Origin of the sequence: Corynebacterium sp. (assembly GCF_030532715.1) — a bacterium.
GTDB lineage: Bacteria > Actinomycetota > Actinomycetes > Mycobacteriales > Mycobacteriaceae > Corynebacterium.
This window is the reverse complement of the sequence record NZ_JAUNKO010000002.1, coordinates 231,246-257,312: the sequence shown is the minus strand read 5'-3', so window position 1 is coordinate 257,312 and position 26,067 is coordinate 231,246. Positions and strand designations below refer to the sequence as shown.

General features: G+C 61.2%; 24 protein-coding genes and 1 riboswitch. Of the genes, 7 read left to right on the top strand and 17 right to left on the bottom strand.

Annotated elements, in window-relative coordinates; all coding sequences use genetic code 11:
• Positions 1 to 251 precede the first annotated feature (251 nt).
• The 7 genes from Q4D83_RS04280 to typA form a co-directional block, all read right to left on the bottom strand.
• Positions 252 to 815, bottom strand: coding sequence for a GtrA family protein (locus tag Q4D83_RS04280; protein ID WP_303173278.1), 564 nt, complete (start codon positions 813 to 815; stop codon positions 252 to 254).
• A gap of 149 nt (positions 816 to 964) precedes the next feature.
• Entirely contained in the window at positions 965 to 2,068 is a 1,104-nt protein-coding gene (dapC, locus tag Q4D83_RS04275; protein WP_303173277.1) for a succinyldiaminopimelate transaminase, read from the bottom strand.
• 19 nt (positions 2,069 to 2,087) lie between these two features.
• Positions 2,088 to 2,408 (bottom strand): ferredoxin, encoded by a 321-nt coding sequence (fdxA, locus tag Q4D83_RS04270; RefSeq protein WP_303173275.1) that lies wholly within the window; start codon positions 2,406 to 2,408, stop codon positions 2,088 to 2,090.
• A 91-nt stretch (positions 2,409 to 2,499) separates the two neighbouring features.
• Positions 2,500 to 2,844, bottom strand: coding sequence for a hypothetical protein (locus tag Q4D83_RS04265; protein WP_303173592.1), 345 nt, complete (start codon positions 2,842 to 2,844; stop codon positions 2,500 to 2,502).
• A gap of 20 nt (positions 2,845 to 2,864) precedes the next feature.
• Entirely contained in the window at positions 2,865 to 3,746 is an 882-nt protein-coding gene (gene mshB, locus Q4D83_RS04260) for an N-acetyl-1-D-myo-inositol-2-amino-2-deoxy-alpha-D-glucopyranoside deacetylase (protein ID WP_303173273.1), read from the bottom strand.
• Complete coding sequence (locus Q4D83_RS04255; RefSeq protein WP_303173272.1) at positions 3,739 to 5,274, bottom strand: ABC transporter family substrate-binding protein; 1,536 nt, start codon at positions 5,272 to 5,274, stop codon at positions 3,739 to 3,741. The genes mshB and Q4D83_RS04255 overlap by 8 nt, the downstream gene beginning before the upstream one ends.
• 80 nt (positions 5,275 to 5,354) lie before the next feature.
• Complete coding sequence (gene typA / locus Q4D83_RS04250) at positions 5,355 to 7,265, bottom strand: translational GTPase TypA (RefSeq protein ID WP_303173270.1); 1,911 nt, start codon at positions 7,263 to 7,265, stop codon at positions 5,355 to 5,357.
• Between the two features lie 226 nt (positions 7,266 to 7,491).
• Here typA and Q4D83_RS04245 point away from each other — a divergent pair, with 226 nt between their 5' ends.
• The 4 genes from Q4D83_RS04245 (at position 7,492) to Q4D83_RS04230 (ending at position 9,916) form a co-directional block, all read left to right on the top strand.
• Entirely contained in the window at positions 7,492 to 8,163 is a 672-nt protein-coding gene (locus Q4D83_RS04245; RefSeq protein WP_303173268.1) for a hypothetical protein, read from the top strand.
• Positions 8,164 to 8,173: 10 nt separating this feature from the next.
• Positions 8,174 to 8,707: a DUF402 domain-containing protein gene (locus tag Q4D83_RS04240; RefSeq protein ID WP_303173267.1), complete on the top strand. Its 534-nt coding sequence runs from the start codon at positions 8,174 to 8,176 to the stop codon at positions 8,705 to 8,707.
• A 1-nt stretch (position 8,708) separates the two neighbouring features.
• The gene (gene arsC / locus Q4D83_RS04235; RefSeq protein WP_303173266.1) at positions 8,709 to 9,053 is read left to right on the top strand and encodes an arsenate reductase (glutaredoxin); all 345 of its coding nucleotides are present in this window, start codon (positions 8,709 to 8,711) and stop codon (positions 9,051 to 9,053) included.
• 77 nt (positions 9,054 to 9,130) lie between these two features.
• Positions 9,131 to 9,916, top strand: coding sequence for a trypsin-like serine protease (locus tag Q4D83_RS04230; RefSeq protein WP_303173264.1), 786 nt, complete (start codon positions 9,131 to 9,133; stop codon positions 9,914 to 9,916).
• Between the two features lie 104 nt (positions 9,917 to 10,020).
• Here the strand turns inward: Q4D83_RS04230 and Q4D83_RS04225 are convergent, their stop codons facing one another.
• The 9 genes from Q4D83_RS04225 to Q4D83_RS04185 form a co-directional block, all read right to left on the bottom strand.
• Positions 10,021 to 11,685 carry an ABC transporter ATP-binding protein gene (locus Q4D83_RS04225; RefSeq protein ID WP_303173263.1) on the bottom strand — a complete coding sequence of 555 codons (1,665 nt, stop codon included), beginning with the start codon at positions 11,683 to 11,685 and terminating at the stop codon, positions 10,021 to 10,023.
• A gap of 2 nt (positions 11,686 to 11,687) precedes the next feature.
• Positions 11,688 to 12,638 (bottom strand): ABC transporter permease, encoded by a 951-nt coding sequence (locus Q4D83_RS04220; protein WP_303173262.1) that lies wholly within the window; start codon positions 12,636 to 12,638, stop codon positions 11,688 to 11,690.
• Positions 12,631 to 13,557: an ABC transporter permease gene (locus Q4D83_RS04215; RefSeq protein ID WP_303173260.1), complete on the bottom strand. Its 927-nt coding sequence runs from the start codon at positions 13,555 to 13,557 to the stop codon at positions 12,631 to 12,633. Before Q4D83_RS04215 ends, Q4D83_RS04220 begins: the two co-directional genes overlap by 8 nt.
• Positions 13,558 to 13,671: 114 nt before the next feature.
• Positions 13,672 to 15,246 carry an ABC transporter substrate-binding protein gene (locus tag Q4D83_RS04210; RefSeq protein ID WP_303173259.1) on the bottom strand — a complete coding sequence of 525 codons (1,575 nt, stop codon included), beginning with the start codon at positions 15,244 to 15,246 and terminating at the stop codon, positions 13,672 to 13,674.
• A 381-nt stretch (positions 15,247 to 15,627) separates the two neighbouring features.
• Positions 15,628 to 17,298, bottom strand: a complete 1,671-nt coding sequence (locus Q4D83_RS04205; protein ID WP_303173256.1) for an L-lactate permease — start codon at positions 17,296 to 17,298, stop codon at positions 15,628 to 15,630.
• Positions 17,299 to 17,508: 210 nt separating this feature from the next.
• Positions 17,509 to 17,955: a (d)CMP kinase gene (locus tag Q4D83_RS04200; protein WP_303173255.1), complete on the bottom strand. Its 447-nt coding sequence runs from the start codon at positions 17,953 to 17,955 to the stop codon at positions 17,509 to 17,511.
• A 4-nt stretch (positions 17,956 to 17,959) separates the two neighbouring features.
• Positions 17,960 to 18,712: an energy-coupling factor transporter transmembrane protein EcfT gene (locus Q4D83_RS04195; RefSeq protein WP_303173253.1), complete on the bottom strand. Its 753-nt coding sequence runs from the start codon at positions 18,710 to 18,712 to the stop codon at positions 17,960 to 17,962.
• Entirely contained in the window at positions 18,709 to 20,061 is a 1,353-nt protein-coding gene (locus Q4D83_RS04190; RefSeq protein WP_303173252.1) for an ABC transporter ATP-binding protein, read from the bottom strand. The genes Q4D83_RS04195 and Q4D83_RS04190 overlap by 4 nt, the downstream gene beginning before the upstream one ends.
• Positions 20,061 to 20,657, bottom strand: a complete 597-nt coding sequence (locus tag Q4D83_RS04185) for an ECF transporter S component (RefSeq protein ID WP_303173250.1) — start codon at positions 20,655 to 20,657, stop codon at positions 20,061 to 20,063. Before Q4D83_RS04185 ends, Q4D83_RS04190 begins: the two co-directional genes overlap by 1 nt.
• Positions 20,645 to 20,758, bottom strand: a riboswitch (TPP riboswitch). (Overlaps the previous gene by 13 nt.)
• A 36-nt stretch (positions 20,759 to 20,794) precedes the next feature.
• Between Q4D83_RS04185 and Q4D83_RS04180 the strand changes: the two genes are divergently transcribed.
• From Q4D83_RS04180 to Q4D83_RS04170, 3 genes are all read left to right on the top strand, one after another.
• Positions 20,795 to 21,388 (top strand): DUF4232 domain-containing protein, encoded by a 594-nt coding sequence (locus tag Q4D83_RS04180; RefSeq protein WP_303173248.1) that lies wholly within the window; start codon positions 20,795 to 20,797, stop codon positions 21,386 to 21,388.
• A gap of 227 nt (positions 21,389 to 21,615) precedes the next feature.
• Positions 21,616 to 23,397, top strand: coding sequence for an ABC transporter ATP-binding protein (locus Q4D83_RS04175; RefSeq protein ID WP_303173247.1), 1,782 nt, complete (start codon positions 21,616 to 21,618; stop codon positions 23,395 to 23,397).
• 2 nt (positions 23,398 to 23,399) lie between these two features.
• The gene (locus Q4D83_RS04170; RefSeq protein ID WP_303173246.1) at positions 23,400 to 25,118 is read left to right on the top strand and encodes an ABC transporter ATP-binding protein; all 1,719 of its coding nucleotides are present in this window, start codon (positions 23,400 to 23,402) and stop codon (positions 25,116 to 25,118) included.
• On the opposite strand, the gene Q4D83_RS04165 is transcribed toward Q4D83_RS04170, so the two are convergent.
• Entirely contained in the window at positions 25,115 to 26,020 is a 906-nt protein-coding gene (locus Q4D83_RS04165; protein WP_303173244.1) for a 2-dehydropantoate 2-reductase, read from the bottom strand. The genes Q4D83_RS04170 and Q4D83_RS04165 overlap by 4 nt on opposite strands.
• Between the last annotated feature and the right edge of the window lie 47 nt (positions 26,021 to 26,067).

Here is a 26,067-nt window from a genome sequence, read left to right as displayed (position 1 = left end):
TCAGGCAAATCCGACACACCAACCACCACACGTCGGTGTTTCCCCTGGAACGCACCACACCCATGTCACATCTGCCTGAGGCAGATTCGACACAGCCAAAGGCTCAACAAGGCTCAACCTATTCGCAGAGGCAGTTCAGCATCCGTAAGGCTTCGAGCGCCATGGCGCCGGGGACGATGAGTGGCCAGAACCCCCACCAATTAGTACGACAGGCCCCCAGAAACCATCCCAGAAACCACCCCAACCGGCGACTACACCTTTGTGGGCTCCGTACTGGAAATTACACGGTGCCCGCGGAAGGTCCAGACCTTGTTGACTAGGAAGTTGATGGGCATGGCCACCACGATGGAGATCATGTTTGCCCAGTAGACGCGGTTGCGGAGCCCGGTGGAGTCGTCGAAGATTTCGGGCGGCAGCGCTACGGGTGATTCGACGTTGACGAGCGCGGTGGTCACTAGAAGTGTCACGGCGAACGCCCCGAGCCCGGTGAGTAGGAATGGGAAAAACCCTCGTAGCCAGGTGCGTTGCCGTGCGCCGCGGAATGTCCACATGCGGTTGAGCTGATAGTTCCAAGTGTTGGCGCCTAAGAAGGCTAGGGTCACCATGATGTGGTACCAGCGGATGTGAAACGGGCTGCCCAGCAGGTTTAGGAACGGGTCCACTGTGGAGATGCCGAAAATATCGGAGAATATGCGCCGCACTACCACCAACACCGCCATGTTGACGATAACGCCTGAGCCGCCGACCACCCCGAATTTGAGAAATTGCTTCATGCTGTTGAGGTAGGCATTAGGCTGGCGCAAGGATATCTCCATTTTTCCATGGGCGAACTGACTGTTTTATCCTACTCTGCCCCCGTGTCATTTCACGCCATCGGGCAGCGTTGGAGGCACAAAACCCACGCACAAGTCACGCACGAACAACCCGAATAGAACACACCCCTCGGCTAATCGACGCGCGGGGGTTAGGCTGCCAGGCGGGCTACGGCGGCGTCGATACGCTCATCTGTGGCGGTCAACGCCATGCGGATATATTGCGTGCCTCGTGGGCCGTAGAAATCACCGGGGGCGACGAGAATGCCACGTTCGGCAAACCAATCGACGGTCGCGCGGCAATCCTCACCGCGGGTTGCCCACAGGTATAACCCTGCCTCGGAATGTTCGACGGTAAACCCGGCGTCGGTCAGTGCGCGCAGTAGCTTCACGCGGCGGTGGGCGTAGCGCAATTTCTGGGCGGCTTCTTGGTCATCGTCGTCGAGCGCGGCGATCATGGCGCGTTGAATTGGCCCGGGTACCATCAGGCCGGCGTGCTTGCGCACCTCGAGAAGTTCGCGGATCAGGGCGGAATCGCCGGCGAAAAAGCCCGCGCGATAGGACGCTAGGTTCGAAGACTTTGACAGCGAGTGAATAGCCAGCAAGCCCGTGTGGTCGCCTTCGCTCACGCGCGGATCCAAAATGGACACCGGTTCCTCCGCACCCCAGCCGAGGCCGATATAGCACTCGTCGGACACGAGAATCACGCCGCGTTGCTGCGCCCACGAAACCACTTTGCGCAAGTGCGGAATGCCCAACACCTTCCCCGTAGGATTCGCCGGGGAATTGATAAACATCATGGTGGGGCTCGCCGGCCCCAGCTGGGTCAGCGAATCCGCGCGCTGTGGCGTCGCCCCCGACAACAATGCGGCCACCTCGTAGGTGGGGTACGCCACCTCCGGAATGACCACGGTGTGGCCTGGGCCGACGCCCAGCACGGTTGGCAGCCAAGCGATCGCTTCCTTGGTGCCGATCACTGGCAGTACGAAATCTTCATCCGGGCCGGTGACGTGGTAGCGGCGTTCCAATGCCCGCACGATCGCGGCCCGTAGCTCTGGCTTGCCCGCGGTTTGCGGATACCCTGGCGCGGCCGCCGCCTCCGACAAGGCGAGCTGGATGCCCGGCGCTACCTCGTCGACGGGTGTGCCTACGGAAAGATTGACAATCCCATCCGGGTGGGCAGCGGCGCGGGCCTTGGCGTCCGCGAGGCTATCCCACGGGAAATCCGGCAATTGTATTGGTGTGCGGGCGGGCATATGTGGTCCTGCTCAATCCTTAGTCTGCTTGCGGCGGAAGTGCTTCCACCAAGGGCGGGTCGAAATCCTGCGGCCCTAGTTTGGCGGCACCTCCAGGGGAGCCAAGCTCATCAAAGAACGCGGCGTTTGCGTCGTTGTATTCGATCCACTCGTCGGGCACGTCGTCTTCATAGAAGATGGCTTCCACCGGGCAGACAGGCTCACACGCCCCGCAGTCCACGCACTCATCGGGGTGAATATACAGGGAGCGTTTGCCTTCATAAATGCAGTCCACAGGACATTCTTCGACGCAGGCTTTGTCCATGACGTCAACGCAGGGCTGTGCGATTGTGTAGGTCATTAGTGAACGAAAACTCCAAAACTAAAAATTCGGTTAGGGGTGGGGCGCACCTGGGGAGGCAGCATAAAGGTTTTACACCGTCCCTATTGTGTCATTTTGCCCTGAGCAAGGGCCAACCGCCGCCGGCCATGCCAGCAAACAACAGAAGCATACTCCTTGGGTTCTCCCCAACAAGAATGTCGCCGGAAAAGGAAACCCAAAAGGTTAGCGTGAAGAAACCCAACATCCACGCGACCAGCGGAATCGCCGCGAGGCTCAGGCGCTTGGTCCACAGTAGTGCCGTGCGGCTGAGCACCATGGTGAATAGGAACGCGATGGGGATGGTAAATGGGAACGCCATCGGGCGGCCCGCCACGGTAATCCACGTGCCCAGGTAAACCACCTCAAGCAGTACGGACAGCAACGCGCCGAGAGCCAGCCACGCCAGCCCCCACATGATTTCAGCTTTGGAGAAACTCACCAGGTTAAACCTTCCATAGGGCACAGCGCGGCGCCCAGTGGGGTGCCCGAGGCATATTGGAAATGTTCGTAGCGCATCAGGGGTTGGGCTATGCGGTTACTTAAGCAATACACCAACGGCGCCGCATCCGTATCGACGGTGCGCGCAAACGCCGCCCGCGGATTCACCTCGCTCACCCCACCATTTGCCACCCACAACTGGGTGGCGTGTGCCTCGAAGGCGCGCACTTTGGCGGCGTACGCGGCGTCGTCAAGCGGAAGGCGTAGGTCCACGCGCTGCTGGCTGGACAATTCCCCTGGGTGAGGCAACCGCCAACCGTGCGGGGTTTCGGCGATGGCGGCCACGCCCCGATCCAGGTCGGCGGCGCCGGTGACCGCCCACAACACGCGCTGCACGGAACTTGCCGCCACCGCGGCGTGCGTAATCTCGTGCGCGCGAATGTGGTCGGGGTGGCCGTAGCCGCCGTCCGGGCCGTAGGTAATCACCAAATGCGGGCGCAAACGTTCGAACACTTGCTCAAGTTGCTGCACGGCGGTGTGGCCGGAATGGAGAAACGCGCCGGGGCGATCATTCGCCGGATCCCCTTGCATACCGGAGTCCCGCCAACACGCCACGCCCCCGAGGAATTCCCCACGCGCGCCCAAGTGCGCCAGGGATCGTTGCAACTCTGCGATGCGGAACCCGCCGAGCTGATCGGTGCGTACCAATCCTTGGTAGGATTCGCCGATCACCTCGCCTTGTTCGCCGAGCGTGCAGGTCACCACCGTAACCTCCGCGCCACGTTGGCTCAGGTGTGCGATGGTGCCACCGGTGGTGATGGCTTCATCATCTGGGTGGGCGTGGACCACAACCACCCGCGCGCCGACGAGATCACTCATCGTTTCTCCTCCAGGTTGCTGCGGTGGCGAGCGCACCCGCAGGCTGATGTAGTGGCCACTGTTCTAAGGCCGAGTCCGGACCAACAATACCAACACCCAAAACCTCCATCCGCGTATCCTCCAGCAACGGCACCCCAAGGACGCGTTGAGCATAAAACTCCGCTGTGCTTACCACGCGCTGTTCCGCCAATCCGGCAATCAATTGCTCATCGAGTGCGTGATCGCACACAGCGCTGAGGTTGCCGGCACGTTCGGCCGTTTGGGGGCATAGGTACCGGCTGGCGGCAGTAATCGCCGAGGGCGTGGTGCGCTGCCAAGACACCACCGCGTCCACCCGCCCTTCCGGCAGCAGCCGCCCGGTGATTTCGTGGAAATCGCTCAATACCACCTCCGCGTTAATATCCTGTTTGCGCAGGCCATCGACGATGCTGGAAGCTGCCGACGCCGCGGCATCGTCAGCCGCATCCGCGGCGATACGCACCCGGTGCGGAATCTCCTCCGGCCCCGGCGGCACCTGAAAATCCGGCACCGTGATATCGCTGCGCCGCCCGGCGGCAATCTCAGCGATAAGTTTCGCGTCAACGCGGCGGGCGATAGCGCGCCTCAATTCCGGGGTGTGCATCGTGCTGGTATTAAACGTCAGTTCGAGACGGGATTCGCGCTGGTAGGTGCGCAATTGTGCCTGCGGCAATTGCTCGAACACGGCAAGACTCACCTCGGAGGGAGTGAGGTCAAGAAACCCAACTTGGCCGCTACGCACCATTTGGCGGCCTTGCGGCTGCGAGCGGATCTCTCGAAACACCAGCGTCTCCGTCGCCGCCGGCTGCTTGCCCCAATACCGATCGTTGCGGGTCAGCGTGACTACGCCGCGGTCCCGGTCCACGGTGCGCACCATGTACCGCCCCGCCGACGCCGGAACCACCTCATCGAGAACACTTGCGAATGATTCAGTGCCGGTGCGGAACAGGTGACTGGGCACGAGGTGATTGAACAACAGCCGCCAATCCGCCACCTTGCGGCGAAAATCTACATCCACGGTCTTTCCCCCATTGGAGGAGCGAATCTGCATGACCGACTCGTAGCCGGCGGGGTCCACCACCCCGGGGGTGGTCACCATGTTGCGCCACAGGTACAAAAAATCCGCGCCGGTAATCGGGGTGCCGTCACTCCACTGCGCTTCCTTACGGATGACGTACCGCACGGATTGCGCTACGCCCGGCTCGGTGACGGGAATTTCCTCAGCTTTTTCCAGCAGCGCGGTGTCCATCTCCCCCTCGACGAACGTACTGGGCAGCACCAAACTGGCGAGCGATTGTACGAATGCACTATCGTCCGCCACGAGGTGCGGGTTCAACCCGTTTTTAATGGGGTCAATGCCGATCTCAATGGTATTGCTGGTATTTTTCTTCGGCTCCGGCTGTTGCTTTTGCTCTTGCCCCGGCTCGGCCACGGGCGGCGGGCCGGGCGAAGCCGCACAACCCGCAAGCAATGCGCAAGCTAAGACGATGGCAAGACAATGGCGCTTCACCCTTACCTTTGTACCAGCCCACGCACCGAATGCCGCGGGCGCCACCAACCCGCCGACGCCGCACCGCCGCGGCATGCGGGTTACCCGTTGCGCTGCTTGGCCTTGGATCGGGCGCGGGCCCGATCGGTTGCGTGCAAGAGCACTTTGCGCACGCGGATGGTCTGTGGGGTGACTTCCACGCACTCGTCTTGGCCGCAGAATTCCATCGCCTCGTCGAGGGAAAGATTGCGCGCCTTCGCCAAGGTGACGGTGGCTTCCGAGGTTGCCGACCGCATGTTGGTGAGCTTCTTTTCGCGGGTGATATTGATGTCCATGTCCTCGTCGCGGTTGTTCGCCCCAACGACCATGCCTTCGTAGGCTTCGGTGCCGGGCTCAACGAAGAAGTTGCCCCGGTCAGCGAGTTGTTGCAACGCGTAGGCGGTAATCTGCCCGGACCGGTCGGCCACCAGCGAGCCGGTGGCGCGGTCTTTGATGTCGCCGGCCCACGGCTTGTAGCCCTCCGAATAGTGGTTGGCAATGCCGGTGCCGCGGGTTTCGGTCATAAACGTGGTGCGGAAGCCGATGAGCCCGCGCGCGGGGATGCTGAATTCCATGCGCACCCAATCGCTGCCGGAGTTGTCCATGGCGAGCATTTGGCCTTTGCGCACGGCCATGAGTTGGGTGACGGCTCCCTGGTACTCGGACGGGACGTCGATAACCACATGTTCGAACGGCTCGTGTACCTTGCCATCGATGGTTTTCGGCACTACTTGCGGTTTGCCAACGGTGAGTTCAAAGCCTTCGCGGCGCATCGTTTCCACGAGCACGGATAGGGCCATTTCGCCGCGGCCTTGCACCTCCCACGCGTCGGGACGTTCGGTGGGCAGCACTCGGATGGACACGTTGCCGATGAGCTCTTGGTCGAGGCGGGCTTTCACCACGCGGGCGGTAAGTTTGTCGCCGCCACCGCGGCCCGCAAGCGGCGAGGTGTTCACGCCGATGGTCATGGAAATCGCCGGCTCGTCGACAGTGATCCGCGGCAGCGCCACCGGGTTGTTCACGTCCGCGAGCGTGTCACCGATCATGATTTCGTCGATGCCGGAGATTGCAGCGATGTCACCAGCGATGACCTCGTCTGTTGGCACGCGCGTGACGCCTACTGTGCGCAACAGTTCGGCAATTTTCGCGGTTTTGGTGTGTTGATTTCCGTCCTTGTCGTAGTGGATCCACGCCACCTGCTGCCCCTTGCGCAGCGTACCGGCGTGCACGCGCACCAGCCCGATCCGCCCCAGGAACGACGACGAGTCGAGGTTTGTCACGTGGGCCTGCAGCGGGGCGTCGAGCTCCGCGGTCGGCTCGGGCAGCACATCGTAGAGGACGTCGAACAGCTCCTGCAGGTCCGCCGCCTCCGGCACGTTGCCGTTTCCAGGATTGCTTGTCGACGCCTTGCCCTCCCGCCCCGATGCGTACAGCACCGGGAGGTCCAACAGGGTCTCCGCAGCCTCGGCGGCTTCGGGGTCTTCAAGCGTGGACGCCAGTTCGAGGAGCAAATCGTGGGATTCTTCGACCACTTCGTCGATTCGCGCGTCGGGGCGATCCGTCTTGTTCACCGCAATGATCACGGGCATCTTCGCGGCGAGGGCTTTGCCCAGCACGAAGCGGGTCTGGGGCAGGGGGCCTTCCGAGGCGTCGACAAGCAGGACGACGCCGTCAACCATGGACAGGGCGCGCTCCACTTCGCCGCCGAAATCCGCGTGGCCTGGGGTGTCGATGACATTGATGATCAAATCCTGCCCATCCTTGCCTGCCCCCTTACGCCGAATCGCGGTGTTTTTGGCCAGAATGGTGATGCCTTTCTCCCGCTCGAGGTCACCGGAATCCATCACGCGGTCGGTGACTTCGCCGTGGTCGCCGAACACGCCGGATTGTTCCAGCATGGCGTTGACGAGTGTGGTTTTTCCGTGGTCAACGTGCGCGACGATAGCAACGTTGCGGAATTCTGTCTGGGTCACGGGCGGCTTATCTCCTGCCAAAATTGTGCGGTTTGGTAATCGGTCAATTAATGTACCCCCCTACCCCCACGCGACGCGAATATTTTAATACTGGCGTAACACTGCCCACAGCATGTACGACTTGTTCTATAGCGACATGTGCGGGTGGTGCTTATATGTTCACTGCACTAAGGTTTGTGGCGGAAGTACATTAGAGTGAACTCGTGTGACTAATGGGAAGGTTTTTGTGAGATACGTAGTAAAGCGCCTCGCAGCAGTTCTCGCTGCGATGAGCATTGCCTGCTGCCCAATTTTCTCCTCCCCACCTGCAGCTTCGGCTGACCCGCTCGCGGTTCCCCTCTCCTTCGACCACTTGGGGCGCCCCTCCGAAGGCACCCTTGACCACCTGCGTGGGCTTTCCGACGCTCCGTGGCTGCCCGCCCCCGCCCGCGAAACTCTTGATGCCGCTATTACATTTTTTGAAGGTTCGAGCGGCGGTGGCGTCGCCCTCCCTGAGGACGCGCCAAAGTTTTCCCAATTCCTGTGGCCCACCACCGCCGATCGCTGCATTGCAGGCGAGCACCGTGCCACCGGCACCATGATCGCAGTGCCCGGCCCAGCCGACCTCCCCATGCCCGGGGTACCCGAGCAGCAATCCGCATTCGTGTTTACCGCGCTGGGCACCGGACCGGCCGACCCGGACCACGGTGGCATGACCGTGCACTGGTTGAACGTCCACAACCTGCGCTTTGGCAGCACCCACCTCACCGCCCAAGGCATCAACGCCGAAGGCCCCGCCACGGTGAGCGGCATTGCCAATACCGGCCGCGGAACCGTCGTCGCCATCGCCATCGGCGGGGTGTCCACGGAAGGGCACGTGTGCAATTTCATCCCAACCGCAGGAATGTTCACCGTTTAAGGATCTCCCCATGGTCGACCTACACCCCGTCAAGCAGGAAACATTCGACACTGGCGCGCACATCAACATTGACCCGAAGGGCTTTCACCGTCCGGTGGATACCTACGCCGAAACCGACTTCGGGCTGTATATGGCGCGCGGCGCGGACCACCCCGAATTCGGTTACCTGGAATCCTGGCTGCTCCCCGCATTACGGCTGCGCATCAACGTGTTCCACTACCGCCAAGGTGCGGAGCGCGAGCAGGACTTTTATGCAGATGTTGTAGATATCACCAAAGAAGGTGCTGTGTGGCGCACCCGAGACCTCTACATCGACCTCATCTGCAATATCGGTAAACCCGTAGACGTGTGGGACATTGACGAGCTATCGGCGGCCACCGCCGCCGGGATTCTCGCGGCCGAAGACGCGGAGAAAGCCATCGAGGCAACCTTGGCCGCCGTGGAGGGCATCACCCGCCACGGGGACGATGTTTCGGCGTGGTTATCTTCGTGTGGCATCGACCTAACCTGGGCCGAAGGCGTTACACTCACTAGCATTGACTAACATGGACGCAACTATTTACCACAACCCCGCGTGTTCAAAGTCCCGCGCCGCACTCACATATCTGCGCGAACACAATATCGAACCGACGATTATTGAGTATCTGAAGACTGCCCCCACCACCGAAACTCTTACCGCACTACTCAAGTCCGCAAACCTCAAAGCGCACGACGCCATTCGAACTGGCGAGCCCCTTTATAAGGAGCTCGGACTTACCCCGGAAACCCCCGAAGACCAGCTGATTCTCGCCATGGCCAAGCACCCCATCCTTATCGAACGGCCGATCGTGGTCACCAAAGCGGGCGCGCGCATCGCACGGCCCACGGAAGTCATCGCCGAACTTTTATAAGTCCCCCCTTTTCTCATCAATATCGCTACCCAGTTATACTATCAATCCGAAATCCCCAATTTTCTAAGGCTGTGCCCATGAAATTCTCGCGCCTCGTTGCCGCCCTTGCCATCTTCGGAAGTATGACCGCCATTGCCCCCGCCGAGGCAATCGTTGGCGGCAGGCCCGGAGGCACCGCCTCCCGCGTCATCTTGGGCGACATGAGCTGCAGCGGAACTCTGATCAGCCCGACGTGGGTGCTTTCCGCAAAGCACTGCGTGGGCAAAGGTGACACCAATTCCATTTCCGTGAACAACGAAATCCGCCACGCGACGAACGTGTACATGCACCCCACCGTGGAACTCGCCGTGATCGAGTTAGACACCCCGGTGAGCTCCGCGCCTGTTGCGCTGTCTGGTGAGCACCTAGCACCCGGTACCGTCGGTGTGGTCGAGGGTTGGGGCGGGGTTGCCCAGCACCATTTCCTGCAACCGCAGGCTGCCGACGCGACAATCCAGCGGCGCGTGTTTAACGTCCCCGGCGCTACCCCGGACCAGCACCTGCTGGAAGCTTGGATTGACCGCGGCCGTGTGACCCATGGTGATTCCGGAGGGCCATTCGTGGTCAACGGACAACTCGCCGGCGTGACCGCTTACTCCAACCAGGGCAACAACCCGGCAGGCACGGTGGCGTGGTACGTCCCCGTTGCCGAACACCTTGACTGGATTCAACGCCAAACCGGCGTCGCCGTCCCCGGGGAAGTTGGCTCCCCCGCCCCCCTGGTCGACGCCGTGCAACACCCCACCCAAGCCCCGGCGACGGCCCCCGTCACCGGTAGCTCTTACATCGACAGCATCATCAACTACCCCTTCAGTAGCGTCTAATCCCGCGCACCATCGGGACGCCAGCTCCCCCACCAAGAACGCACGAAACCGCACCTGCCACAGCAGGTGCGGTTTGTTTCATCGTCTCGGCGACTCCGAGAACACTACAATCCGGTACCGAGTTCGATGCCGAGCCCGGGGACGGATTCGATAAGGTCCCTGGTGTAGTCCTCTTTGGGGTGTTCGAAGACTTCGTCGGTCGTGCCGGTTTCCACAACCCGACCTTGGCGCATCACCACCACATCATCAGCGGTTTGCCGCACAACGGCAAGGTCGTGGGTGATAAACAGGTAGCTCAGGTTAAGGTCCTCTTGGAGCCCGGCCAGCAATTGCAAAATCTGGTTTTGCACAAGCACGTCGAGGGCGGAGACGGCTTCATCAAGCACGATCACTTCCGGCTCGAGCGCGAGTGCGCGCGCCACCGCAATTCGTTGGCGCTGCCCGCCGGAGAGTTCATTGGGGTACCGGCGCATGGTGGACCGTGGCATGGCCACCATGTCGAGAAGCTCGGCCACCCGCTTTTCGCGGTCGGCACGCCCGCCTACTTTGTGTATTGCAAGGGGTTCCTCGATGCACCGATAGATCGAGTAGGTGGGGTCCAACGAACCGTACGGGTTTTGGAACACCACTTGAAGTTTGCGCCGCATGGCAAAGAGCTCGGCGTTGTTCAGCGTGGACAGGTCCGTGCCCTTGTAAAACACTTTGCCTTCGGTCGGGTCAAGCAGGTTGAGCACGATATTGGCTACCGTGGATTTGCCCGAGCCGGATTCGCCGACGAGCGCGAGGGTGGTGCCGCGACGCAAGGAAAACGAGACGTCGTCAACGGCTTTGAATTTCTTCTTCGCCCCTTTCGCACCACGAATATCGAACACTTTGGTGAGGTGCTCGACGCGGACCACTTCCTCATGCGCGACGTCGGTATCCGCCGTGAGCAATTCGGAGCTCTCCAGCCCCTGTTCCTTGGCCTGCCGGATGCGCGCAGACGCCAACGATGGCGCGGCTTTGACAAGACGCTTGGTGTACGGGTGCTGCGGGTCGCGCAGAATGTCCAGCGACGGCCCGGATTCCACGATGCGCCCACGGTGCATTACCACCAGGTGGGAGGCCCGTTCCGCCGCCAACCCTAGGTCGTGGGTGATAAACAGCACGGCGGTGCCGAGCTCTTCGGTGAGATGCTGTAAGTGGTCGAGGATGCGCCGTTGCACCGTGACATCCAGAGCGGAGGTCGGCTCGTCGGCGATAAGCAATTTGGGGTGCGCGGCGAGCCCGATACCGATCAACGCTCGCTGCCGCATGCCGCCCGAAAATTCGTGCGGGTATTGCTTGGCGCGGTGGGCGGCGTCGGGCAGGCCCGCGTCTTCGAGGAGTTGGGCGACACGGGCGTCGGCTTCGCTGCCGGGCACCACATTGTTGGCGCGCAGGGATTCCTTGACTTGGGTGCCAATGCGCCACACCGGGTTGAGGTTGCTCATGGGGTCTTGCGGCACGAGACCAATCTCGGAGCCCCGGTAGGACTGCATTTGCTTTTCCGAAAGTTTGGTCAGATCCTTGCCTTCGAAAAGGATTTCGCCGCCGGTGACCTTGCCGGTGCCGGGCAGCAACCCGATGATGGACATCGCGGCTGTGGATTTACCGGAGCCGGATTCGCCTACGATTGCCACGGATTGCCCCGGGTAGATCATCATATTGATCCCGCGGACGGCATCGACGGTGCCGGTGGAGGAGGTGAAGGAGATTTTCAGGTCCTTCAATTCAAGCAGTGGTTGCATGGTTATCGTTTCCTCGACTTCGGATCCAGCGCGTCCCGGACAACGTCGCCCATCATGATAAAGCTCAGCACTGTGAGCGCTAGCGCCGTCGCCGGGTAGAACAGCACCATTGGCTGCGTGCGGAGCGAGCCTTGCGCTTTGGCGATGTCGCCGCCCCAGGAGACGATGGTCGTTGGCAAGCCAATGCCCAGGAAGGACAGGGTTGCTTCCACCACGATAAACGTGCCAAGCGCCACCGTTGCGTACACGATGATGGGTGCCGCGGCGTTCGGCAAAATATGGTTGATCAAAATTGCGCTTCTCGACGCCCCGACCGCCCGCGCCGCCGTAACGTACTCCTCATTCTTCACACTCAGCACCGCACCTCGAGTGATACGAGCGATGTTGGTCCAACCGAAGAACGCGAGCACGATCACCACGGTAAAAATGGTGCGGTGCTCCTTGAACAATTGCATGATCACGATGGCGGCCAGCACGAACGGGATGGCGTAGAAGATGTCGGTGACGCGGGATAGGAGTGCGTCGAGTATGCCCCCGAAGTAGCCGGCCAATGCGCCCACGATCACGCCGATCACCACCACCATGGTTGTGGTGAGCACACCCACGAGTACGGAGGCGCGAGCGCCGTACATGGTGCGGGCGTAAATATCGCAACCTTGGCGATCGAACCCAAAGGGGTGGCCATCTGTCGGCGGGTCGAGTGAGCGGTGAAGTTCGCAGAACCGCGGGTCCGTGCTGGTGAGCAACTGGGGCGCGATGGCCAGTACCAGGGCCATGAGAATCAGCGCCGCGGAAATCCAAAACAGTGGGCGGCGCCGTAGGTAGCGCCATGCCTCGCCCCACACGGACGTGGGTGCCGATTCGTCTGCCACCGCGTCGACAGCACCCAGTCCGGTTTCGTCTGTCTGCGCGATGAAACGTTCTTGTCCGGGGTAAATCTTCTTCTCAGGCATAACGGATCCTCGGGTCAAGGATGGCGTAGATCATGTCTACGAACAGGTTTGCAATGATGTACACGATCACCAGTGCTGTGGTAAATGACACCACGGTGGTGGGCTCGCCCTTCAAAATTGCCTGATACATCGCGCCACCAACACCGTTGATGCCGAAGATGCCCTCGGTAATGATGGCGCCACCCATGAGCGCACCCAAGTCGGCGCCAAGGAACGTAGCCACCGGAATCAGCGAATTACGCAGTACGTGGCGCGTTAATACCTGCAGGTTAGACAAGCCTTTCGCGCGGGCGGTGCGCACATAGTCCGCGTTCAAGTTCTCGCTCACCGATTGCCGCGTCAGCCGCAACACATAGGCGAACGACACCGCGCCCAGCACCGTGGCGGGCATCAGCAACGACGTAAAGGACACGTTGCTGCCCACGGTGACTGGGAGAAGTCTCCATTGCACGCCAATCACGAATTGGAACACAAAACCGATCACAAAGGATGGCACCGCGATCACCAGCAGCGAAAGCACCAACACGGTGGAATCGAAGATACCTCCGCGGCGAATACCCGCAAGGAACCCAAAACCTACGCCCAGGATGCCCTCGAAAGCCAACGCCATTACAGCAAGTTTGATGGTCACGGGGAACGCCGTAGCCATGACTTCCGTAACGGGCCGACCTGAGAAGGTGGTACCAAAGTCCAGCAGGAAAATACCTTTGATGTAGAGCAGGTACTGGATAACAAACGGCTGGTCTAGGTTGTATTCGGCACGGAGGCGAGCGGCGGCGGCTTCGGTGAGGCCACGATCACCGCCGAGGGCCTGGATGGGATCACCAGGCATTAAAAACACAAGGGCATAAATGAGAAGCGTTGCTCCGAAAAACACGGGGATTGTTTGAAGCAAGCGACGCCCGACATAGCGCAACATAGCGGTTTTTTCCTCACCAAGTTGAATTCAATATCGAAAGCGTTTGGAAGCTCAACGCCCTGACGCGTAGCAAAGCACGGTCAGGGCGGATGCGATCAAACGGTACTCACCGAGCTATTTCTTCGTCACCGCATGAAGTTCGGGGCGGTTGCGCCAGTTGAACTCCACATTGTCAACATTTTCGGACCAACCGGCCGTGATGTTGGAGTACCACAATGGGATTACGGGAAGATCCTCAAGCAGGATCTCTTGGCTCTCGTTGTACAGCTTTTGGGCGCCTTCGATGTCGTCGGCGGCACCAGCTTCCTTGAGGAGGGCGTCGAACTTGGGGTTGGAGTAGTCACCGTCGTTGGAGGAAGCCCCGGTGGCGTAAATCGGGATCAGGTAGTTACCCAGGCTCGGGTAGTCCGGCTGCCAGCCGGTGCGGAACGCGGAGTCAATGGTGCGGTTCGTGATTTCATCGCGCAGGGACTTGAAGTCTTGGTACGGCTTGCCCACTGCCTCGATGCCGAGGGTGTTCTTAATGGAGTTGGCTACCGCATCCACCCACGCTTGGTGGCCACCATCAGCGTTGTACGCGATAGCGAACTCACCGGTGAATTTGTTCATCGCATCGGCTTTGGCCCAGAGTTCCTTGGCCTTTTCCGGGTTGTACTCCAGGACCTCCTCGCCTTTCAGGCTGTCGGAGTGACCGTCGATTGTCGGCGCGGTGAAGTCCGTCGCTGGGGTGCGGGTCTTTTGGAAGATCTTGTCGGTAACTTCATCGCGATTGATGGCCATGGAGATTGCAGCCCGGCGCAGCTTGCCTTCCTCACCAGAGAAGTGCTCGAGCTTGTTGGGAATGGTGAAGGATTGGAACACTGACCCGGCCTGGTTAGCTTGCCGGTCGCCCAGTTCGCTTTCGAAGTTGGCGAACGCGGAGTCTGGGATAGTGTCCAACACGTCCAGGTTGCCCGCCAGCAGGTCAGCGTAGGCAGCATCGAGCCCCGCATAGAACTCGAACTTCACGCCATCGTTTTGCGCGGCACGTTCACCCTTGTACTCCTCGTTGGGCACCAGCACCGCGTTTTGGTTGTGGTTCCATTCCTTGAGCTTGTAGGGGCCGTTACCCACCGGCTTTTCGCCAAAGGCGTCCATGTCTTCGAATGCAACATCCGGCAGCGGGAAGTACGCTGAATACCCCAAGCGCAGCGGGAAGTCCGCCTCAGGGGCGGAAAGTTCGACGGTGAAGGTCTTGTCATCAACAGTCTTGAGGCCTTCGAGCGGCTTGCCTTCCTCGTAGCCCTTGATGGTCTCGAAGAAGCTGGCCTGCAGCAACGAATTTTCTACTGTGTAGTTCCACGCCTTGACAAAGTTCTCGGCTTTCACGGGCGTGCCGTCCGAGAACTTGTAGCCATCTTTCAACGTGATCTTGTACTCGAGATCGCTGACCTTATCAATGGATTCGGCGACCTCGTTGTGCGCCTCGCCCTTGGCGTCGTAATACACCAAGCCCGAGAACAAAACCTCAAGGATATCGCCGCCATTCGATTCGTTGGTGCTACCAGGCACCAACGGGTTTTGGGGTTCACCACCCCTCACGGTGACGTAATTTTCACCGCTCGCGGCCCCACCACCAGTCGAGCACGCGGAAAGACCGAACGCAACAGCGGCCACAGCTGTTATCGCGAAAATCTTTTTCATTGCCAAGTCAACCTCCTCGAAGATCAGGGATGCCAACATTCTAACTGTGAGCTAAGTCAAAACATGAATTCGACTAAACCTAAGTAACATTCGCTACATCAACGCGTCACGGCGAAAACTTTGTTGAACTGGCAAAATTCCAAACATAAGATGTGTGAATTTTTTCTTATCCTTCGCGCTCCTCCCCCACCCCTGCGCCACACCCAAGGGGACAACTGCGAGCACGCTGGCGCAATAACGAAAACCTGTTCAACATACGTGTTGCGCTTATCCGCCGAACCCCCGTCCCCGCCCCAAGCCGCATCTATCCCCTTCGATGGCAAGCAAAGCGAAACGCCGACTCGCAAAGAAGCTGCGCGTCGGCGTTTGTTGCGTATGACGGGTGTACTAGTGCACGACCGGCGCCATAAAGGACAGGACGTTGGTTTGCAGGAAGACCAAACAACACACCACGATGAGCAGGCCGAACGACCAGCCCACAACGGCCTTGAAGATGTCGGATTCGCGGCCTTCCATTTCCACGGCGGTCGCGGCGATAGCCAAGGACTGCGGGGAAATCATCTTGCCCACGACACCACCGGTGGTGTTGGCGGCGAGCATAAGGTCGGGGTTCAGGCCCGCATGCTCTGCGGCGGTGACTTGCATCTTACTGAACAGGGCGTTTGCGGAGGTGTCGGAACCGGTCACGGCGGTACCAACCCAGCCCAGTGTCGGCGCGAGGAACGCGTAGACGGGGCCAAGGGATGCCACGTATTGGCCGATGGCGATGGTCTGGCCAGAGTAGTTCATCACGTACGCCAGGCCGAGCACCAGCACGATGGTTACCGCAGACCAACGCATGCGGTACCAGGTTCCGGTGAATTCCTTCCACACTTCCCCGGCGTTGAGCGAGTACTTGCCGTTTTCGTTGTAGATCATGTACGCGACCGCGACGATAAGACCGGAGATGAGCAGCAGGGTGCCGGGGTTGAAAATCAGCTCCATGGTGTAGGCGGATTTCACGGGCTCGCCGGAGGCGGTGACGAGGCGGTCCTTGAGCAGCGGCCATTCGAAGGTGATAGCAACGCTCTTCAGTGCCTTCTTGATCGGCTCCACCAAGTTGGCCACACCGAAGACGACGGTGACCACGAGGTACGGCATGAGCGCCATCCACACGCGCTGCAGGGGCAGGTCTTCGTTGACCGCTGCGGGCGGCAGGCCCATGCGTTCGCGCATTTCCGCTACGCCGCGTGGCTTCCACACGCGCAGGAATGCGAATGCAACACCGAGTGAAACGATACAGGCCACAACGTCGGTGAGCTGGTACGCGAAGTAGTTCGAGGTAGCCCACTGCGCCACGGCGAAGGACAGGCCGATCACAAACGCCGGGATCCACGCATCGCGCACGCCGCGCTTGCCGTCGAGGATGAACAGCAGGATCGCGGGGACGAATACCGCAATCAGCGGGGCTTGGTGGCCGACGATTGCCGCAATGTTGTTGGTTTGCTCGGCGGTGCGATCGCCGACGTCACCGGCGGTGGTGATCGGGATGGCCACGGCGCCGAACGCCACGGGCGCGGTGTTTGCCAGCAGCACCACGATTGCGGCTTTGAGCGGTTTGACACCCAAGGCGAGAATCATGGTTGCGGTGATGGCAACGGGAGCGCCGAAGCCGGCAAGGGCCTCCAGGAGACCACCGAAGCAGAATGCGATGAGGATGGCTTGGATGCGCACGTCGCCGTCACCAAGCTTGTCAAACGTGCGGCGCAGGTCTTCGAAACGCCCAGAGGCAACGGTGATCTGGTAGAACCAGATCGCCATCACGATCACCCAGACGATGGGGAAGAAACCAAACACGCCGCCGCGCAGCACGGACATCAACGCCAGCTCACCGGGCATGTTAAAGCCCGCGATTGCCACGATCATTGCGGTTACGGTTGCCGCAGCCGCCGACACGTGGGCGCGTGCTTTCACGCCAATCAGCATGATGAAGAAGGCCAGCAGCGGGATACAGGCCACAAGGGCTGATAGCCCGAGGCTCCCGCCAATTGAGTTGGTTACAGCGGTAAATGTGTTCACTGCAACTCCTTACACGGTATCGATGGGTTAGTTGAACTACGAACAATGCTCGATGCCAAAGCCACCATCAAGCACGTAATTCCTCCGACTATTGTTATACAAATCTCTTCCAATGGAAAATGTCTCGCAACTTACAACTGCGCAACAGCCACAACACCGAAACTGCACACCCCGAATGTAACGGTGTTCCCCATTGGAAACGCTTGCGCATTAGCCGCCGCGGAGCACCAACTGTGCTGCCGGCATGCTCGCGAAATGTTCGCGCTCCTGGGCCGACCAATGCTCCCAGTACGGCGCGTAACCCTCATCGCGCGCCAGCGCCCGGGCCTTTCGCACGTCTTCCGGCGCGGTCATCAGAATGCTCAGCACCTCATCGTCCGCGCTTATCGACGCCGCGCTGATCGCCCCCACCCCCTCAATAATCAGGTCACCACGGCTCACCGCAACCCACGATCCTGCGACATTATGTTCCCAATCCCAACGTTGATACCTACGTTCGGTAATCACGCTGGGCACCATGTCGCGTGCGGCCGCCAACCCAGACCATCCGGGGTAGAAATCATCAAGGTGCACTACCGGCCAGCCGAGCGCGGCGCCAAGGGTTCGCGCCAGCGTGGTCTTTCCGGAACCAGATGGCCCATCAATCAAAATGATCATGCGTTCACGCCCCCAAAAAGCGGAACGCACCCGTGGCTACCGAAACCCCAATCGAGCACACGGCGATGCCGCAACACACGGCGAGGGCCGCGGCGTCGATACGCGTAAACTTGGATTCCCGCGCCCAAGTGCGCTGGTTGGCGCCAAATCCACGCGCCTCCATAGCAGTAGCCAACGCCGAACCGCGCCGCAGCGCGAGCACCAGCAACCCGAACGCCATGGACATTCCGTGCCGAACACGCCCACGATCGGCAATGCCGCGAGCGCGGCGGGCGCGGGCCATGGACTCCCAATCCTTAACAAACAAGCTCAACAGGCGCACCCCCGCCACCGCGCCGACCACAAAACGGGCGGGAAGTTTGAGGCGCTGGGCAAGACCGTCGCCAAGGTCTGTGGGGTCCACCTTCGCAGTGAGCACCACCACCGGAATGCCAACCGCTAACACGCGCACCATGATTGCAATCGCAAGAGAAAGCGAATTATCGGTGATATGCGCGAACAAAAACGAGGCGTACTCCCGGCCCTCCGGTCGCCCATACAGCGCCATGGACAGCCCCGAAATCGGCGCGGCCACCACGATGGGCACACTACGGCGCGCCAACGTGCGCAAGCTCACACCCACAACGGGCGCCAGCAGCAGGGTCCACGCGAGCGACACCCCCGCCGACACCACGTCCACGCTCAACAACAACGGCGTGGTCACGATCATCAGTCCGAGAATGCGGGTCACAGGGTTCAACGGCAGCGGGCGGCTCACAGTGGCACCTCGTAATCCCCGAGCGCCGCCAAGAAAAACTCGTCGTGAGAAATCGAACATATGGTGATGCCGTCGCGGGTGAGGTCGCGCAAAATCTGCACCAGCTCCACAAACGTGCGGCGGTCTTGCCCAAAGGTGGGTTCGTCCAGGATCAGCAGCTCGGGCGCGGCCACCAATGCCGTAGCCACAGACAACCTGCGCTGCTGCCCTCCGGACAGCGTAAACGGGTTTGCCTCAGCCAGGTGTTCGAGCCGCAGGCGATGCAACAATTCGTCAATGCGTTCGTCGGCGTTGACACCCATCACTTGCGGGCCAACCCGCAATTCCTCCACCACGGTGCGCGCCACAAATTGGTGCTCCGGATCTTGGAAAACGTACCCGATCCTGCGGGCGAGCGCCCGAGACTTCCACGTGTGCGGCTCACTGCCAAAGCCAACAATCCGCCCCCCGAGCGGTTTGAGTAGGCCCGCAAGCGTCAGCGCCAACGTGGTTTTGCCCACCCCATTCGGCCCGGTGATCACCGTGGACGTCCCCTTGGGCAACACGAGGTTGCGCGGCGGGCCGACCTGCTGGGTATACCCAACGCGCAAATCTTCTGCGCGGACGAGGATGTCCGCGCTTGTGCGCCGCTCCCAGCTTGGCAGCGGCGCGTTCGGCAACCACACCCCCTCCAACTCCAGGGTTTCCAAAATTTCGGGCGGGCCATCTGCGACGATTTCCCCGTCGCCGATCACAATCACTCGGGTAATCAGATCCAGCCATTGCGCCACCCGATGCTCTACGAGCACCAGCGTCGCGCCGGTCTCGTCGAGCGCATCGCGCACGGCAGAAACCACCTCAGCCACACCGATGGGATCCAGGTTTGCGGTGGGTTCGTCAAGCAGGATCAGCCCGGCCCGCATGGCCAGCACGCCGGCGAGAGCCAGCCGTTGCTTTTGCCCGCCCGAAAGTTCGGCGGTGGGGTGATCCAGCGGCACGGTAAGGCCAACGGTGCGCAGGGCGTGCGCCACCCGCGGCCAGATTTCCTCTCGGGGCACACACAGGTTTTCGCAGCCGAACGCGACATCATCCCCCACACGGCTCGAGATCACTTGCGAATCTGGGTTTTGCAGCACCATGCCAACCGGACCGGGTTTGACGGTGATGGAACCGGTGCGCTCGCCGTCCTCGGCGTCGCCAAGCACCCCGGCGAGCGCGGCCAACAGCGTGGATTTCCCGGAGCCCGAAGCGCCGAGCAGCAACACCCGTTCGCCGGCTTCGATGCGCAGGTTGATACCCCGCAGGGCCGGGAGCTTCCGCCCTGCATGGCGCCAACCGAACCCGCTGGCGATTACCTCGCTGCCCGCCATTACACCAATTGTTGCTGCTCGCGCCCAGCGGCGAACCTGTCCAACGCGCCAGTCGCAGCCAAGGCACGCACCAACGCGAACGCCAACAGGCCCGCCAAAATCACCCCGGAAACGGAACAGGTAACCAGGTAGATCACGTTGAACACCATGCCTTTGGCGTAGTTCGCGCTGGTGATCAGCTCCAGCAGCCATGCGCCGACCGCAGCGCCGACGCCGGCGAGCATGGCTACCGGCACACCGAAACGCCGGTACGCGAACATCAGGAACACCAATTCGGCGCCGAGGCCTTGTGCGAGCCCGGAATACAAGGTTTCAATCCCCCACTGGTTACCAATGAGCGCGGACACAAGTGCTGCGATGACCTCCACGAACACCGCCGCACCCGGCTTGCGGATGATCAACCCGCCGAGCACACCGCCGAGCAGCCAAACCCCCACCGCGATGCCACCGAACCCTGGCGTGAGGGCGTCCGCGGCGCTGTACCACGCGTATCCAATGGAATTCCACACCCAGAAAATCAGCCCACAAGCTACCCCGAGCACCGCCGCGACCACAATGTCAACCACGCGCCAACGAATATTCACAGTGCTAAACATCCTTTCTTCCTCCGCCGGAATTAACCGGATCAGGTTCAAACGGTTCGTTGCTACGTCTCAGCCCGAATCCAACACGTTTTCGGGCACCCGCGTGGCTACCACTATACGCAGCTACTTTCGGGGGCTACGCTGAGGGTATGAGCAATCACATCAGCAACATCCGCCCCTTTGGTTACGCGGCGATGCTTCTGGTGGCTGCCGCCCTCACCGCCTGTGGCCCCCAAACCACCGCCCCGCCCAGCTCAAACATACAATCTGACTCACCGCAAGCGAGCGTGCCGCAACCCTCCCACACCACGCGCGGCGCCAGCACCCATTGCAGCGCTGAGCAGCTCAGCGCCACCGCCTCCGACCAGGAAGGTGCCGCCGGGAGTTCGTTCTACACCATCACGCTGCACAATAACGGCGAGGCGGAATGCTCGCTGTCCGGATACCCCGGCGTATCGCTTGTCGACGCCCAAGACCACCAGCTCGGCGCCCCTGCCGAACGCGAGTCAGGTGACCCCGGCACCCCCGTCACGCTCCCCCCAGGGGGCAGCGCCTTGTTCACGCTGCGCATTTCCAACGCGCTTGCCTACGAGCCGAAGACCTGCTCGGCCACGGACATGGCAACACACCTGAAGATATATCCGCCGGAGGAACGCGCGTGGATCCTGCTGCCGTTCACCGCAACCACGTGTACGAACCCCGAGATTGCCACCCTGAAGGTCAGTGGCGTGCGCGCTTCGTAAGCCACCACGATTCGCATGGGCCTCAATTGAGGTGCAAATACGGCACATTGTTCGCAAACATAATCGCCTGAATCAACAATATTCCCACAACAATATAAGCATGCTGCGACGCTTTCCCTAGGGCTTTACAATTATCGGTAGAGTAGGTTCAGTATCTACAGTGTTGTCACAGGAAAGTGCGAGACTTTCGCTGGGAATTGTTTGCGAATCAGGCGAGGTAGCCAACAATGAATAATGTACTGCCCGATTATCGCGGTACGCTGCGATTTATTCATCCCCATTTCAATGGGCATTGGGTTCGACTCGCCGCCGCCGTGACCTTGGCAGTTTGCGCCGCAATGTTCGAGGTCGTGCTAGTTTCCCTGGTGTGGCAGGCGCTTGCCAGCATTGCGGACCGCTCCAAAATTGTGACCATTGACACCGGCCGAATTATAGGCATTTTGGCAGTTTTCGCCGTGATTGCGGTGGCGGCAAGACAGTTCTTTTTTGGTTTATCTTCAGCGGTTTCACATTTAGTTTCTTTTGATGTCCTCGCAACAATTCGAAAACGTCTCGGGCGGGCTTGGATTTCCACCCCAGTTACGCGCCGCACGCACCATCACTCCGAGAATGCAAAAACTCTTGCGATTGATCATTGTGCACGCCTTGAGGCTTATATCGCCCGCGCAATCCCCGAGGCAACAGTGGCGGCTACGGTGTGGCTCGTGGTCACGCTTTGGCTGTTGGGAACGAATTTCTGGCTCACACTCGCCACAATCGCGGTCGTGCCCGCAGCGTTGTACGCCTTAGTTCGAGCACACCGTGCCAGCACCCCGCTAGCGAACGAGTGCGCCACCGCAGAGGCGAACATGAACGCAGCGTTCGCAAGGTTTTTCGCCGCGTTGCCGCAAGCCCGCACCCTGCACCGCGCCGACGAACTCCGTGAGGTGACCGTCGCCGCGGCGACGCGCCACACCAACGCCCAGCACGAACGGATCCGCGCGCTTGTGCCGTGGGGATCGCAGTGTTCCACACTGATGGCATCGGGGCTGGTGTTCGTCGCCCCGCTAGGAGCTTGGTTATACCAATCCGAACGCATCGACGCCGCCTCACTCATACTGTTCTTCGTCCTATGCCCCATCTACACCCTGCCGGTTATCAAGGCGTTAAACCTTGCCACGGAATTAGCCGAGCTACATAAGGGCACGCAGCAGCTCGCCGAGGTCCTCGCAGACGCCGAGCCCACCGACCCCACCGACCACTCCACCAGCACAGCGGCGCCCGAAACCACCGGCGACGCCGAAATCACATTCGACAATGTGTCCGTCGAAGACCCGGACGGCCAACCCGTGCTCTCAGGGGTGAGTTTCACCATTCCGGCAGACACCACCACAGCTATCGTGGCCTCGCCGGCGCGGAGCGCAACCGCCATAATGGATGTACTGCTCGGGTTACGGGCCCCGGCAAGCGGGGTGGTGCGCGTTGGGGGTCGCGGCGTCGATACGCTGCCCGATGGAACAACAAATGCACTGTTCGCCGCGGTGCGCCAGCAGCCGATGCTCAGCTCCGGCAGCGTGCGTGAAAACCTCCTGCTAGCGGCCCCAACGGCCACCCAGCAGGAATGCGAGGAAGCGCTCGCCACCGTTGGCGTTTCGGAGCTGACAGATGGCTTGGACACCCACATTGATACGGCGGACACCCAACTCCAGCAGCAACTGAGTGTTGCCCGCGCGCTCGTGGCCCGCCGCCCCATCACCGTTGTGCAACCTCCGGACGTTGGCGACCCCGCAGCGACGTTGGCGCTACAGCGTGGCATGTCCGAACTGGTACGCACGGGCACAAATGTTCTTGTGTCACCGCAGCTGCCCACGGTGGTTCACGCGGATCAAATTCTTGTACTCGCGGCAGGTGAATTGGTTGAGTGCGGCACACACGATGAACTCCTTGCCGCCGACGGCGCGTATGCGCGCATGTGGTCCGATCATCACGACGCCATGGAATTGGCGTTGCGCCCAGAACAGGAGCAGTGAAAATGTCGTTGTGGAAGCTGTTGTTTGAGCTTGCCGGGCCAGCACGCACAACGGTCCTCGCTGGCACGGTGCTGCGCGTTGCTCAAGGATTATTATTGGCGCTCACCTACGTTGCGGCAGCCCTCGTGGTACTGCGGATTGCCGCCGGTGAAGAGGTTGATTCCGGCGTTTTCCGCCGCGTTTTGTTGCTCTGCTTAGCCGCGCTTTTCGGGCAATTGTTGTGCGGTCGGTTTGCGGCCAAGTTGTCGTGGTTGGGTTCGCAAACGGCGGTGGGAACCATGCGCGTCACGCTCCTCGATCGGATTCGCCAGGTCCCCGTCGCAGCCGACACCACGGAGCAATACACGGCGTTGCTTACCACCACGCGCGCAGTGGAAGGGTTTTTGGGTGAAAGCCTGCCGCGCGTGGCGCAGGCGATTTCCCTCCCGCTGGTCGTGCTGATCGTGCTCATCAGCCACGACCCTTTGCTTGCACTAGCATTCGGCATAAGTTTGGTTGCCGCGATCCCAACCGCCATCTGGTCAAGCAAACGCCTCGGCGAACTTGAGCAGGAACGCGAGCGCACGCAGGCCACGGCGGCCGCCCAACTCGCGGATACGGTCCGCAATCACCCAGCGCTTGAGGCGATGGCTCCCCGCAGCGACGTGCAGCGCACGTTCGACCGCGCTGTGGACGCGTTCCGCAGTGCGGGCATCACCATGGTGCATCGCATGCTCGTGCCCAGCACACTCACCTCACTGGTACTGCTCTTGGGCGTGCCCTTGCTGATGAAGACGGTCGGCGAACGCTCCATCCCCAACGAAGATTATGGGGCGGCCGCAGCCGTGCTCATGCTGGTGCTCACCGTCTATCAGCCGCTCCTCAACGTAATCGACACCGCAGCGCAGTGGCGCCGGTGCGAAACCTGGCTGCGGCAGGCCGCAGCGGCGCTGGCGTTACCGCAGCAGGCGGAGGCGACCGAGCGCGTGGCGGGTATTGAGCACGCCACCGTAGATGTTGAAGAAGTCTCCTACGACGACACCATAGAAAAGGTGTCTTTCCACGTTCCTGCGGGCGGCATGCTTGCGGTGGTGGGCATCGCGCCGAACAGCCAGCGAACCCTGTTGCGGTTAGTTTCACGCTTGGCGGATCCCACGAGCGGCACGATTCGCATCGGTGGCGTCCCGCTCGCGGATATTCCCGCCGAGCAGCGCGCGGAACTCATCAGCGTCATTGACGAAACCGTGCACTTGTTCCCCGGCACGGTCGCGGACAATATTGCGATCTGCGCCCCGGAGGCAGACCGAGACGATATTGTGCAGGCCGCGAAAGCGGCGCAGGCCCACGAGTTCATCGAGGCGTTACCGGATGGCTACGACACCGACGTGGAAACCACGTTCAGCCGCAGCCAATTGCAGCGGCTGATGATCGCCCGCGCGATACTCGACGACGCACCGATCGTGGTCATGGATGACACCAACCCGCCGTCCGAATTGGGCGCGGAGTTGCCGCTCGCGAAGGCTCGTGCGGCGCTGTGGCAACACCGCACAGTGATCGTGGCCACGCAGCGGGCGCGCATTCTCACAGCCGCCGACCAGGTGTTGGCACTGGGGCCAACCGGATACCAATGCGGCACCCACGACGCATTGCTGGCGCAAGACGGCGCATATGCGGATTTCTGGCGCGACCTCACGGCGGCAGACTCGTGGGTGCTCCCGCCTCGCACCAGCAACGACGCCTAACGTCCGGCTTTGAGCACCGCGTAGCCGAGCGCAAATTTCGGGGTGGGCACGCCGTGCCGCTGGGCGCGTGCGCTGATCGCCCCGATTTGGGCGTCAAGTTCAGCGGGCTGGCCGCCGAGCAAGTCGCGCTGCAACGATGACGTAGATTCCGGCGGCATGGCGGCAGCGAACGCCATGGTGCGTTCCACCGCGTCCTCCGGCAACGCCACTCCGGCACCACGGGCGGTGGCCGCCACTTCTGCAACAAGCGCACGCAACTCGCTGGCTAGCAGCGGATCCGCCAGCATTTCGCCTAACGGTTTGCCAGTCAGCGCACCCAACAGGCTCATGGAGGAAACAAACATAGCTTTGCCCCACGTGTCCTGCCAAATGTCGGGGTGCACTTGCGCTGAAATCCCCGCGGCAGTCAACACGCGGGCAAACGCCTCCGCCGTGGCGTTGTGTTCCCCGGTCCACGTGCCAAAGGTTAAGGAAAGTGGGCCACCGTGGAATTCCACCTCGCCCGGTGCGGTGTGGTGCAAAAAGCCACGGATGACCCCCGGCCACACGCGGTGCTCACCCACCACAGCCGCCGCCACGTGGGGCGCGTCCACCGCATTGTGGATCGGCAGCACCACCGCACCCGACGGGACGTCACGCAACGCGGCGAACGCGTCGGTGGCATCGAGGGCTTTGGTGGCTACCACCACCACATCGGCTGGCCCGGCTGCCGCCAAGCTGGCGTGGGCGGTGACGGGGATGCTGCGGGCGGGAGCTGGGACGTCGATAAGCGTTACGCCGGTGGTTTGGAGCGCTTTGAGGGTGTCCCCGCGCGCCACCACGGAAACGTCTTGGCCTGCTTCAGCGAGTTTGCCGGCCAGGTAACCGCCGACTGCGCCCGCCCCAATCACCACGATCTTCATGCCCTCGAGTGTAGCGTGCCACCAGCGGCTTCGGCGTGCGCGCGGGC

Coding starts and splice junctions, on each gene's coding strand:
- Q4D83_RS04280 (WP_303173278.1), bottom strand. CDS start 815: ATGGAGATATCCTTGCGCCAGCCTAATGCCTACCTCAACAGCATGAAG.
- dapC (WP_303173277.1), bottom strand. CDS start 2,068: ATGCCCGCCCGCACACCAATACAATTGCCGGATTTCCCGTGGGATAGC.
- fdxA (WP_303173275.1), bottom strand. CDS start 2,408: ATGACCTACACAATCGCACAGCCCTGCGTTGACGTCATGGACAAAGCC.
- Q4D83_RS04265 (WP_303173592.1), bottom strand. CDS start 2,844: ATGTGGGGGCTGGCGTGGCTGGCTCTCGGCGCGTTGCTGTCCGTACTG.
- mshB (WP_303173273.1), bottom strand. CDS start 3,746: ATGAGTGATCTCGTCGGCGCGCGGGTGGTTGTGGTCCACGCCCACCCA.
- Q4D83_RS04240 (WP_303173267.1), top strand. CDS start 8,174: ATGGTCGACCTACACCCCGTCAAGCAGGAAACATTCGACACTGGCGCG.
- arsC (WP_303173266.1), top strand. CDS start 8,709: ATGGACGCAACTATTTACCACAACCCCGCGTGTTCAAAGTCCCGCGCC.
- Q4D83_RS04230 (WP_303173264.1), top strand. CDS start 9,131: ATGAAATTCTCGCGCCTCGTTGCCGCCCTTGCCATCTTCGGAAGTATG.
- Q4D83_RS04225 (WP_303173263.1), bottom strand. CDS start 11,685: ATGCAACCACTGCTTGAATTGAAGGACCTGAAAATCTCCTTCACCTCC.
- Q4D83_RS04220 (WP_303173262.1), bottom strand. CDS start 12,638: ATGCCTGAGAAGAAGATTTACCCCGGACAAGAACGTTTCATCGCGCAG.
- Q4D83_RS04215 (WP_303173260.1), bottom strand. CDS start 13,557: ATGTTGCGCTATGTCGGGCGTCGCTTGCTTCAAACAATCCCCGTGTTT.
- Q4D83_RS04200 (WP_303173255.1), bottom strand. CDS start 17,955: ATGATCATTTTGATTGATGGGCCATCTGGTTCCGGAAAGACCACGCTG.
- Q4D83_RS04190 (WP_303173252.1), bottom strand. CDS start 20,061: ATGGCGGGCAGCGAGGTAATCGCCAGCGGGTTCGGTTGGCGCCATGCA.
- Q4D83_RS04185 (WP_303173250.1), bottom strand. CDS start 20,657: ATGTTTAGCACTGTGAATATTCGTTGGCGCGTGGTTGACATTGTGGTC.
- Q4D83_RS04180 (WP_303173248.1), top strand. CDS start 20,795: ATGAGCAATCACATCAGCAACATCCGCCCCTTTGGTTACGCGGCGATG.
- Q4D83_RS04175 (WP_303173247.1), top strand. CDS start 21,616: ATGAATAATGTACTGCCCGATTATCGCGGTACGCTGCGATTTATTCAT.
- Q4D83_RS04170 (WP_303173246.1), top strand. CDS start 23,400: ATGTCGTTGTGGAAGCTGTTGTTTGAGCTTGCCGGGCCAGCACGCACA.
- Q4D83_RS04165 (WP_303173244.1), bottom strand. CDS start 26,020: ATGAAGATCGTGGTGATTGGGGCGGGCGCAGTCGGCGGTTACCTGGCC.